The organism is Acinetobacter sp. 8I-beige (assembly GCF_902505955.1).
In the GTDB taxonomy this organism is placed as follows: domain Bacteria; phylum Pseudomonadota; class Gammaproteobacteria; order Pseudomonadales; family Moraxellaceae; genus Acinetobacter; species Acinetobacter johnsonii.
In genome coordinates this window covers 1,366,457-1,377,061 of record NZ_LR732790.1, presented here as the reverse complement: position 1 = coordinate 1,377,061, position 10,605 = coordinate 1,366,457, and the positions used below count along the sequence as shown (strand labels likewise).

General features: G+C 39.3%; 9 protein-coding genes and 2 pseudogenes. 10 read left to right on the top strand and 1 reads right to left on the bottom strand.

The window, feature by feature from the left end; all coding sequences use genetic code 11:
* From GVX98_RS06535 to GVX98_RS06490, 10 genes and pseudogenes are all read left to right on the top strand, one after another.
* A partial coding sequence (locus GVX98_RS06535; protein ID WP_159127576.1) for a hypothetical protein occupies positions 1–562 on the top strand: 562 nt, incomplete at its 5' end.
* Positions 563–617: 55 nt separating this feature from the next.
* Positions 618–1,166, top strand: coding sequence for a hypothetical protein (locus GVX98_RS06530; protein ID WP_159127575.1), 549 nt, complete (start codon positions 618–620; stop codon positions 1,164–1,166).
* Positions 1,167–1,232: 66 nt separating this feature from the next.
* Positions 1,233–1,643 (top strand): hypothetical protein, encoded by a 411-nt coding sequence (locus GVX98_RS06525; RefSeq protein WP_159127574.1) that lies wholly within the window; start codon positions 1,233–1,235, stop codon positions 1,641–1,643.
* A 2-nt stretch (positions 1,644–1,645) separates the two neighbouring features.
* On the top strand, positions 1,646–1,822 hold the full coding sequence (locus tag GVX98_RS16745) for a hypothetical protein (protein ID WP_171503305.1): 177 nt from the start codon (positions 1,646–1,648) through the stop codon (positions 1,820–1,822).
* Positions 1,822–2,109 carry a hypothetical protein gene (locus tag GVX98_RS16895; protein ID WP_159127573.1) on the top strand — a complete coding sequence of 96 codons (288 nt, stop codon included), beginning with the start codon at positions 1,822–1,824 and terminating at the stop codon, positions 2,107–2,109. The genes GVX98_RS16745 and GVX98_RS16895 overlap by 1 nt, the downstream gene beginning before the upstream one ends.
* Positions 2,110–2,783: 674 nt before the next feature.
* Positions 2,784–3,242: pseudogene (locus tag GVX98_RS06510) on the top strand (hypothetical protein); the annotation flags it as partial.
* Positions 3,243–3,475: 233 nt separating this feature from the next.
* Positions 3,476–4,984: pseudogene (gene terL, locus GVX98_RS06505) on the top strand (phage terminase large subunit); the annotation flags it as partial.
* Between the two features lie 9 nt (positions 4,985–4,993).
* Positions 4,994–7,438, top strand: a complete 2,445-nt coding sequence (locus GVX98_RS06500) for a hypothetical protein (protein WP_159127572.1) — start codon at positions 4,994–4,996, stop codon at positions 7,436–7,438.
* A gap of 110 nt (positions 7,439–7,548) precedes the next feature.
* Positions 7,549–7,920 (top strand): hypothetical protein, encoded by a 372-nt coding sequence (locus tag GVX98_RS06495; protein ID WP_159127571.1) that lies wholly within the window; start codon positions 7,549–7,551, stop codon positions 7,918–7,920.
* A 10-nt stretch (positions 7,921–7,930) separates the two neighbouring features.
* Entirely contained in the window at positions 7,931–8,509 is a 579-nt protein-coding gene (locus GVX98_RS06490; protein ID WP_159127570.1) for a lysozyme, read from the top strand.
* A 141-nt stretch (positions 8,510–8,650) separates the two neighbouring features.
* Here the strand turns inward: GVX98_RS06490 and GVX98_RS06485 are convergent, their stop codons facing one another.
* Positions 8,651–10,600 carry an acyltransferase family protein gene (locus GVX98_RS06485; RefSeq protein WP_159127569.1) on the bottom strand — a complete coding sequence of 650 codons (1,950 nt, stop codon included), beginning with the start codon at positions 10,598–10,600 and terminating at the stop codon, positions 8,651–8,653.
* Between the last annotated feature and the right edge of the window lie 5 nt (positions 10,601–10,605).

Genomic DNA, 10,605 nt, shown 5'->3' with positions numbered 1-10,605 from the left:
GTATATTTATTCACTAACTCCAAGCTTTATTATATTTTCCTCTTTTAATTTATTGTTTAATTTACTTTTAGGGTTTTTTGTTGGTTCTGTTCTTTGTGGTTATAAATATCGAGATTTCATTGATTTTATAACGTCAATTCTAGTTTTTATTTTTTGTATTTGTCTTTTCATTTTTAGATCTTACGTTGCTGAATTAATAGGTTATGAGTTAAAGAGCTTTATTCTTATTGTTTGGGGTATCATGCTCTCAGTATTAATATTTATTTACTTTAGATTGTATCTAATTGTGGGTGGATTTAGTAACTTTTTTTCTAGATTATGCTTGATTGCTGTATGTGCTATGTGGATATTAATGGCTGTAAGAATTGCATCCTCTGAATCACTTAAGTTAATCAATAATATTTATTCAAATGGAGTGGTATTGTTAAAAGATTCTAAAAATGATTGGGGTATTGTTGAGATGAATGGAGATAAAATTCTATTAATTGGTAAAGCAGAAAAAGGTTTAAAATATAAACTAGTTGAGTATAAAGAGGTTTTGGAAATAAAAGCTGTGAAATAAGTATATGTAAATTTTATGAGGCTATATTTTAGAGTTGAATTTGGAAGCATAAGTTATGTGGGGCTATTTAGTTAGTTTTTCGACGTGGGCTGAGGGTAACTCAGGACAGATTCAGATAGTCATTGCTGTGGTAGCATTGATACTTGCAATTTTCGGTTATAAACAATTAATCCAACAAAGATCTTTCGAACTGAGAATAATGTTAAGCACAAGAATTTCTTCTAATTTTATTGAGTTAAGAGAAATTTTGGATTCATGTAATAAATTGAGTCAAAGGCTCTATGCATTCTCACTAGATGTTCAGAAGAATCATCCTGAAAGCTTTGCAGCAATTGATAGTATGGTAACTGCTAACAGAGAACCAATAGCTAAGTGGTGGGAATTTATAAACGATGAGTTTAATAAGAATAAAGAATATAAAAAAGTCAAAACTGATTTCAAGGAGATGGAAATGATAATAGAGCAGCTTGAGTCAAAACAGAATGAATATAATGTAATTTGGAATGGGATTAAGAATATTAACAAAACAATTGATTCCCTCTGGATACCATTGAATAGTGCTGATCTGTATGAAGCTAATAGACGATTGAACGAACTCAATTAATCACCCAACAAACCGCTACACGAAACCCTGCACATTAGCCCTATCAACCAATGATGGGGCTTTTTTATGGCTACTACACCACGCAAGACACAAACACCGGGTGCAAAAAAAGAAACAACGACCACGGCGCAGACCTCAACAGATGACGTAATGGATGCTGTGCTGGGGAAAGCTGATGAATCTAAGACGACAGAGCCAACGGGTGATGATGCCGCGTTAGGCGAAACCCAAGACGGTCAAGATCCAACAGTCGAAGCACCTGAAGGTTTTATTTCTGTAGAGCAATTTGATGCAGTTGCCGCACAACTTGCCACTAAGGAAGAAGAACTAAAAAGCGTAACGGCTGAGCTTGTTGCTGCACGTAAGCAAGTCGTAAAGCTTACTGGTGGTCAAACACAGCAACCAACAACCCAAGCAGTAGCACCAGTGCGTAAAAAGCCTGTACTTACCGCTAAAGGCTGGTCAGTGGAGGATTAACCATGTGCGGCAAACCAAAAATCGTTCAACAAGATCCTGAAGGTGATGCACTTAAAGCTGCTGAAAAAGCGACTGCTGAAGCAAACGCTAAACGTGCTGGTCGACGTACTGCAAATACAGACAGCCGAAGTGTTCTTGGTTCCAAAACTGAAAGCAAAACAACTCTAGGCGGTGGCTAATGGAAAATGACGCTCGTATCTATTGTGCTCGCTTAGGTCAGCTTAAATCTGCGCGTGCGTTACATGAATCACATTGGGCAGAATGCTATCGATACGGAGCGCCTGAGCGTCAACAAAGCTTTAGTGGTTCAGATGTGAAGAATCAGCGCGAGACTGAACGTGCTGATAGCGCATGGCAGAAGCTACAGAACATGCTGAAACAAGCACGTGCTATCAATGGTCAAGAACGTCCAGCACAAGACTTTGCAGCAGATTACACCCCTAATTTGATGGGGGTACGCTACTAATGAAGCAAGTCATCACTAAAAATAACTTCAGTGCTGGGGAGCTATCACCAACGCTGTATACACGCACAGACATTCAACAGTATGGCAATGGGGCGAAGACACTTAAGAATGTGATTCCACTTGTTGAAGGTGGGGTACGAAAAAGACCAGGCACACTGTTTTTATCGGAACAGGTTGGTGCAGTACGTCTCATTCCGTTTGTGGTCAATTCAGACAATGCATTTCTAATTGTTTTTAAGCCGAATTTGGTCGAGATTGTTAACCCGAAAACACTTGAAGTACTTGAAAGTATTGTTTCTCCATACACAGAGAGTCAGATACATGACATCCAGTTTGTGCAGTATCGGTATGAAATGTATCTCACACATAGTGAAGTGCCAGTACATCGCCTTTTATGTGATACAGCCTTTGATAACTGGCAGTTGAATCCGTTTGTTTACACCCATTTGCCGACCGACTCTGAAAATGCACGGTTTCCATTCCGAAAAGGAAAGCCCTCAGGTAAAGACATTGGTGCACTGGTATCTTTCACGCTGAGCTCATATAACAACTGGGTGAGCACACAGGCTTATTTAGCAGCAGATGTAGTTATTTATGCTGGTAATTACTATCAGGCATTACGTGACAATACAGACAAGCAACCGAACGAAAGTGAACTAGATTGGGCACAGGTTTGGGATGTTATGCGTTTAGCTGATCCTGTTGTCGATCGCAAAGGCAATCAGTTGATGTCTGCACGTTCAATCTATGAAATTCCAGATGAAAAGTTATTAGCCTTTGGTGATCCGCAAAGAGTGCGTGATGAAGTAGCTTCAAGCTTTCAGGCTCACTTACTGGATGAACAAGGCATGGCAGTGGTTGAGGCTGGGTTGCGTGAAAGAACGTTCATGAGTGCAGGGCAAAAGAAAGGCACGGCCATGGGGGAAATTACCAAGTCCATGCTTCAATTTAAATCTTTTCCTGCAGCTTTCTTAATGCGGCACGGAAGCCGTGCAATGTCATTTGAGAAAGGCACTTCTAAGGCGGCTTATGGTGGTTTGCTTATTGCTATGACAACTTTGCTTGGTGGGCTAGTAGTTCAGCTAAAAGAACTAGCCAATGGCAATGATCCAGCAGAAATGTGGGATGGTGAGAAATGGTACACATTAGGTGCAGATTCTGACTTTTTAAAACGCTCATTTGTTGCAGGCGGGGGCCTATAGCTGTATTAAAAATGGAAAATGGAGCTGAATTATCAAAAACTATAGAGCTTACTAGGATTTTCCCTGGTGTAGATACAGAAACACTTAAAGAATTTCTTTCGGAATTTAAAACTAAATCTGATGTAAACGAACAAAGCGTGTTAGATAAAATAACAAAGTATGGATTTAATGCGTGGGTGATCTACTGCTGGCCTAACACTCAAATCTTGCACCAAGGTACTACAGATGCGGATGCTTATAAGTGTTCAAAAGGTACACGTGATGTTCTTGAGAGACATCCTTTGTGTACTGGTAATCCTAATGTTGCTATTCGCCAAGGCGAGATTGAACGTTGGTTTGTAGAAGGCACACCAGACGTTCGTTACGGTACTATGCTGGCAAAAGGCATCTTGTCAGGTGTTACAGGACATCGTGCGCACTTCATCCAAAACGATGACGTTGAGACACCACAGACCACGGCAAACCCTGAGCAAAGAGAGAAGCTACCTAAAAAGCTATCTGAACAAACGCACATTGCTATTCCTGGTGCAAAACGGCTTTGGATCGGTACACCACACACCCATGATTCGCTTTATGAAAAAATTAAGAAGCAGCGAAAAGTTAGTAAGCTGATTCTTAAAATGTTTGAGCATGAGAAACGTGTTGAGGACAGTGTCAAAGGTCAAAAAGTATTACTCGACTTCGAACCAATACATGCATTCTCAGGCATTGGTGTAGGTGCGAAATATCTAAGAAAGGGTGAAAACTACGAATGTAGAAAATTAAAGAATGCTTGGGAAGTAACGTTTTTAGAATCAAATTACATTGTCGATTTTTATTCTAAGGGTATTTGGGAAGAACGCTTTACGCCTGAAGAAATGGAGTTCCGCCGTGAAGAATGTAAAACACTGAACGAATGGGATTCACAGTATCAGATGCATGCCAAGCCAATTGGGGATGTTCGTCTTGATCCTGACAAAATCCTTGCCTATGACTGTGAGCCCGTGCTGAGACGTGCAAATGGTCAATATCTCATGATGCTAGGTGAGCGCCGTATCGTGGGTATGTCGGCGAAATGGGATCCATCTAGCGGCAAGCTTAAATCTGATATTTCATCTGTAGCTTTATTTTTACATGACGATTTAGGAACGAAGTACTGGCATCGATCAATTGCTTTAACAGGCCCTGACATTATTACCAACGATGATGGTGAAATTGTTGGGGGGCAAGTTTGGCAACTTTGTGATCTTGTTGAAAAATACTATGTGCCTAAAATTGTGATAGAAACTAATGGTATTGGTGGCTTTGCTGGATCTTCACTCAAGGCAGCTTTGAAAAAGAGAAAGTTACGTTGTGGTGTAGAAGAAAGGCCTTCGACATCGAATAAAAATAAACGGATTCTTGATGCTCTTGAGGGGCCGTTAATGTCTGGGCTTTTATGGGCGCATATATCAGTACTTGTTAAGACTGGTGTGAACGGTGACGAAGAAGATTCGGTAGTTGCAAAGCAAATGCGGGAATGGAACCCTGCGGTTTCAAGTCAACCCGATGACTACCTAGACTCAGCAGCAGGTGCAATTACTGATCAACCTGAACGTGTCGGAAAAATACACAGAACTAATGAAGTGAATGAGCGTCCTAATTGGAGAACAGACGGTGGTGTTGCAGAAGCCACCTTAGATTTTAACGATTAGGGGGCAACTATGGCTGTACCAGAGCAAATACCGTACAAAGAATATGTAGCTAATGAGGTCACTAAGGTATTTTCATTAGAATTTGATTGTAAAAAACAGGATCATTTAATTGTAAAGGTTGATGATGCTGAACCATCGGTGGGCAGTTGGTCATTGAGCAGTGGTGCTGTGGTTTTTAATACTGCACCAGCCAATGGCAAAAAAATTAATATTCAGCGAAGTACACCAGTTTTACGTTCAACTAATTTCCAATCATTTAATAACTCATTTCGGCCTGAAACCCTTAATGAGGATTTGGATAGTGTTTGGTTGAGACTTCAGGAAGAAGAAGTTTCTAAATTCCTTCTGAACCAATTAATTAACATGAATTATGAAGATTTGGATGAGAAAGGGAGAAATATTCGAACAGAGCTTATTAGTGAATTAACGACTCAAGCTAATAGTTTTGATCAAAAAATTCAAACTACGGCTAACGAGCTTAACAGTCAAATTATTCAACAAGGCGTATCACAGCAACAATTGCAAAATTACTATTCATTCTTACAAAGCCAAATGGCTAATTTGAGTAGTAATAAAAATTGGGTAGCTAGTCTTATTGCGGATGCGAGTGGTAAAAATCAGCAGGAAGTTAATGACGGTTTTGATTCAAAACTAAAGCGTGAAAATACATCTGTGTGGGATTTTTTCACTGGTCCAGAGATGCTGACTTATAGTATTGCAGAGGCGAGCGGCTCTTTGCAGAACTTTGATGCGTATCGACCTTTGCAAGCGTTTGCTGATTATATTGCAGCTAAGGATGTTGGAACCGCATATTGCAGCGGTACACTCTATACTACTAGGGGCATCTTGTTGGGTGGTGCAGAAGGGTGCGCGACAAAAGCGGTAATAGGTAGGCTTAACATTCGAGCAAAAGAAGGGTCTGCAGGTCATACGCTTTTCGCAATGCAATGTGGTACGGATTTTAAATGGGTTGGGTCAATAAATCCAACTGGGTTAGGCGGTGGTGTCTTTAACAACCGTACATGGCGCAGAGGATTGGTGCTGGGTGGTGAATATCAGTGTGCGCACACCTATATTAACAGCGCATATGGGTATGGGTTTTTAGAATACGGTGTTTTAATCGACAATCTAACAACAAGCTCAGATATCGCAGACATTCGTGTTTCGCGTTGTGGTTCGGGATACAAGTTGCCTTCTCAGACTGAAGAGAATAATACATGGTCAGATAAAACCAAATTTACTCTCGTTTCCGAAAATATCACAACTGGAACAACTCAAAGCTCGACTATTCAAGTTGAAAAATTACCGCTAACCGACTTGCGATTTAATCCGACTCTGTATATTGCTGGCGATCTGTATCATGTAAGTAATATTGACTATGAAGCATCACAGATTACGTTCTTCCCGCTCTTGAATAGAAACCTAACATCCGGCATAGCTCGTTATGTTTTTGGTGGTGGCGTTTGTACAGCAGGAAGTGACGCATCAACAGTTCGGATTGGGAAAATTAACGCAACAAACTGTAGTGTTATCTATCATTCTGGCGCTCTCTACCCAGCAACAATTTATGGGACGCAGACCGGGCAGTCTAATTTCATTGATGTCCTTCTAGGTGGAAACTCCGTTTCCCAAGCGCATGTTGGCGGTGCTGTAATTAGTCTTTACTGTGAGGATTCTACATTTAACATTGTACGTAGAACTCGTGCGCAACTAAGCTATGCAAATCTTACAAATGTGGCACTAAATCTGGCCAAAATTTATGATTTGACACGGGTTCGAAATCCAACAACGAACGAATTGGATAAAACATCTGTTGGTTTAGAAGGGATCATGCTTTCTGAAAATGGCCGATGGCTAATTAAAGAAAACCGAGGAATTGCTGCAAATGACGTTAAGAATATTGATGTTACTGATACAAATCGCAGCGAATACTGGCATTACGGAATTTCAAAAACTTTCAATATTTTAGCTCCAGATATGCCACGTTTGGAATTACTAGGCTATAACCGCAAATCGTGCATCGTCATGGGCCCAACCAACGCTGGAAATCCGACAGGGGATATTATTTTTAATGCACCCGCTGGATATACGGTGAACGGGCAATCTAGCGTTACGTTTAAAGGCTTTATGCAAGCTGCAAAGTTTGATGTCTATTTGCAATATGAGAGAAGTAATTTTGTTGTTTTCTGTGCAACACTCGACCCATCAATCCTTTCAACATCTGTAACTTACGACCCTGAATCATTGTCAGCAAATGAAATAAAGTATTGGAACGTTACATTAACAGGCGCAAAACTTGGCGATATGGTTGCTTGTTCATTCGATAAAGCACTAAATGGAACAAGAATATGGGCAGAGGTAACTTCTGCAAATTTAGTGACTGTTTATCATCAGAATCCAACTTCTAGCGTAGTTGATTTGGTAGTTGGAATCTTAAAAGTCAAACTACTATAAACAAAAAAGCGTTTAACACCCAACAAACCACTACCAACCCTAATCTCTAATAAAGATCAGGGTTTCTTATTATGAACAGAAAATGATACTTAAAAAGTTAGGAGTGGTCTATGAATGACCCATTAAGCATTAAGGGCCTACCATGGCTTTTTAAAATTATAGCTGCAGTGGTTGGGGCAATCTTTGCCCTGACATTATCGGGGGATATCGACACTGAGGGGCGAATTAAAATCACTATAGGGGTGATTATGAAGTTCACCTTTAGCGTAGCAATTAGTTTGTATGGAGGATCAGCGTTCATTGAATATTATGGTTGGCATGTCTATTCACATATGACACAAGGCTTTGTGATGTTAATTTTTGCGATCTTCGGAATGCTGTTAATTGGCATCTGGTATCAAGCGATTCAGCTGCTACGTGGTAAAACCATTGGTGAATTGATCTTTGAAATTCGATCAGCTTTTAAAGCAATGTTTAAGTGAGTAAGTGAAAATGAAACAGATATTTGATTTTTTAAGAAAGATCAGCGGCGGGACACTTACTCAAAAACAAGTTGATGCTGCGAATCAAGTAATTGCCACAGCTACAGATGCAACAGTGGCTGATATGTTGGGGCTTGCGTTCGACCAGATGGTGGTTAGTCTTTTTGGTGTAGATCTCATTTGTAGTTTTGAGGGAAAGCGACTTACTGCCTATGACGACGGTGTGGGAGTGTGGACGATTGCTTTCGGTACCACGGTTTATCCGAACGGCATTAAGGTCAAGAAAGGTGATACCTGTACTGAAGCACAGGCTAAGGCATACATGGCGCACGATTTAAAGAAATTTGAAGCTTCTGTAAATAATGCGGTAAAGGTGCCACTGAACCAAAATCAGTTTGATGCACTGGTATCACTTGCCTACAACATCGGGGCTAATGCATTTAGTGAATCAACTTTAGTGAAAAAGTTGAATGCTAATAATATTCGTGGTGCCGCGGATCAGTTTGATGTATGGATTAATGCAGGTGGTAAACGTATGCAAGGGCTTGTTAATCGGCGTGCTAAAGAAAAGGCTTTGTTTCTATCATGATCAAAGTCTTAATGCTGTGTATCCTGCTTTCAGGCTGCACAGCACATTCGATTTCGACAAGGGTGCATGTCACTGTTTGTGTGCAATGTGTGAATTGAAAAAGTCCTCACAATGAGGACTTTTTAATACTTATATTGAGTTTCAATGTGCCTTGAACACCTCATCATAAATTGGTGAAATTAGTTTTGATCCAAAAATGCTTAAATGATCATCATCAAAATAAAGAGGTATACCTTTAGAATCTCCATAACAATAATTCTCATCACATAAGTATGGTGTAGGATCTAGAATTCTGACACCACATTTCCTTTTAGCTTCATCTTGCATTCCGTATGCTAATTTTTGTCTATTTAAAAATTCGTCTTTAGTAATTTTAATTGTAATTAAATTACCAGTAACTGTTCTATGCCTAAACATTCTAAGAGGTACGTTTTCTTTCAATTCAGGGGTGGGTCTAACCATATACACTGGGTTGTTTTTAGAAAAAGCACAAGCTGTATCAATCATATGGCCAATTATATTGTTTTGATATGCTTCATTTCTTTCATCAAAAGTCATATCAACGAATACAGTAGGTTTATTACTCGCTTTGGGGTTATTCTCATTTAAACCATGTAAGTGCTGTGAAATTCGATTAATTATAATTACAGGAATATTGGGGTACTCTTCTTTTGCTAATTTAATTGCATTTGATACTAACTTACCGCAATTGTAATCCGCATTTAAGGTATGAGGGTTTTTCCTATATACATTTTCGATAGTTTGGCAACCAGATAGACCCAAGCTTAGTATGCTGCCTCCATACATTTCGGCTCTTTTCCCAATTGCTATGTTTTGTGCTTGAGAGTGACTATCTCCAATTACTATGGCTTTTACTGGTCCTGATCCATATAGACACTTTGGTGACACACCATTGATGACTAGACCGCATTTAGGCTCTCTAGGATCTCGGTTTTGTTGCTTTTGAATTAGAAAGGCTTCATTCGAGAGCCTAAAAGAAGTTAGATTGCTTGAGAAAGACTGAATAGCGGTTCCCATTAAAGCCACTATGCCAGCAAAGTACAGAGGTTTACACTTTAAATAGCTGATTAAATTAGGAAAATTATTTGAAAACTTAATTTTCTCAATATATTTATAACTCAAAAATCCGAGAGCTACAGAAAGTAAGATTCCAAAATAGCTGTAGATTGGGTTGAGTGCGAATATATAAATAGCCACAACTATTGGCCAGTGCCAAAGATAAATAGAATATGACCAACTACCTATTTTTTGTGAAATTATATTGCCTGTAATGAAGCTATTATTTCTTTGTGCTTGAAGAATAAGGTAAGAGCCGATTACTGGAAAAATAGCAAGATAACCCGGCCAAGGATTATCATCCGATATCAAGAAGTAGGAAGTAATGATAAGGAGTAAACCAAGCCATTCTACTAGTCTTTTTCTATTTTCTTTTATGCTGAGAGGGTATAGATACGCAACGCCACCCAACATCATTTCCCAAGCTCTTGCTGGAATTAAATAATAAGAAGGGTCTGGCCATTTGTAAGTGGCAAAGGCACTAAAAACAAAGCCAATTACTGTGCTTATTAGAAGAATTGGTTTTAAGCGTCTTAAAGGAAGAAACTTGCTTAAAAGTACTAAAAGGATTGGATAAATTATATAAAACTGCCACTCAACAGAAAGTGACCAAGTATGTAACAACCATTTTTCATGTGAAGCTGCGTCAAAATAGCCAGATTCTGTCCAATATGTAAAATTTGAAAAAAAGCCAACACTACTAGCGACATGCTTGCCCAAACTTACATACTCATTTGGGGTTAAGCAAAACCATCCAATGACTAATAAAACAGAGCATAGTATTGCTAGGGCAGGAATAATTCGATTGGCGCGGGCAACATAGAAGTTAAGAATTGAAAAATTATTTTGTTCTAACCCTCTAAAAATAATGCCTGTCATTAAAAAACCAGAAATTACAAAGAAGACATCAACACCAGCAAAACCGCCTGGAACCCAAGAAGGGTTAAAATGGAAGAGTACGACTGCTGCAACAGCTATTGCTCTGAGTCCATTTATATCTTTTCTGAAAGTCATCAATG

Bases quoted from the DNA above. Each gene is read 5' to 3' on its own strand.
- GVX98_RS06485 (WP_159127569.1), bottom strand. From the start codon at position 10,600: ATGACTTTCAGAAAAGATATAAATGGACTCAGAGCAATAGCTGTTGCA.
- GVX98_RS16895 (WP_159127573.1), top strand. From the start codon at position 1,822: ATGGAAAATGACGCTCGTATCTATTGTGCTCGCTTAGGTCAGCTTAAA.
- GVX98_RS06525 (WP_159127574.1), top strand. From the start codon at position 1,233: ATGGCTACTACACCACGCAAGACACAAACACCGGGTGCAAAAAAAGAA.
- GVX98_RS06490 (WP_159127570.1), top strand. From the start codon at position 7,931: ATGAAACAGATATTTGATTTTTTAAGAAAGATCAGCGGCGGGACACTT.
- GVX98_RS06530 (WP_159127575.1), top strand. From the start codon at position 618: ATGTGGGGCTATTTAGTTAGTTTTTCGACGTGGGCTGAGGGTAACTCA.
- GVX98_RS06500 (WP_159127572.1), top strand. From the start codon at position 4,994: ATGGCTGTACCAGAGCAAATACCGTACAAAGAATATGTAGCTAATGAG.
- GVX98_RS06495 (WP_159127571.1), top strand. From the start codon at position 7,549: ATGAATGACCCATTAAGCATTAAGGGCCTACCATGGCTTTTTAAAATT.
- GVX98_RS16745 (WP_171503305.1), top strand. From the start codon at position 1,646: ATGTGCGGCAAACCAAAAATCGTTCAACAAGATCCTGAAGGTGATGCA.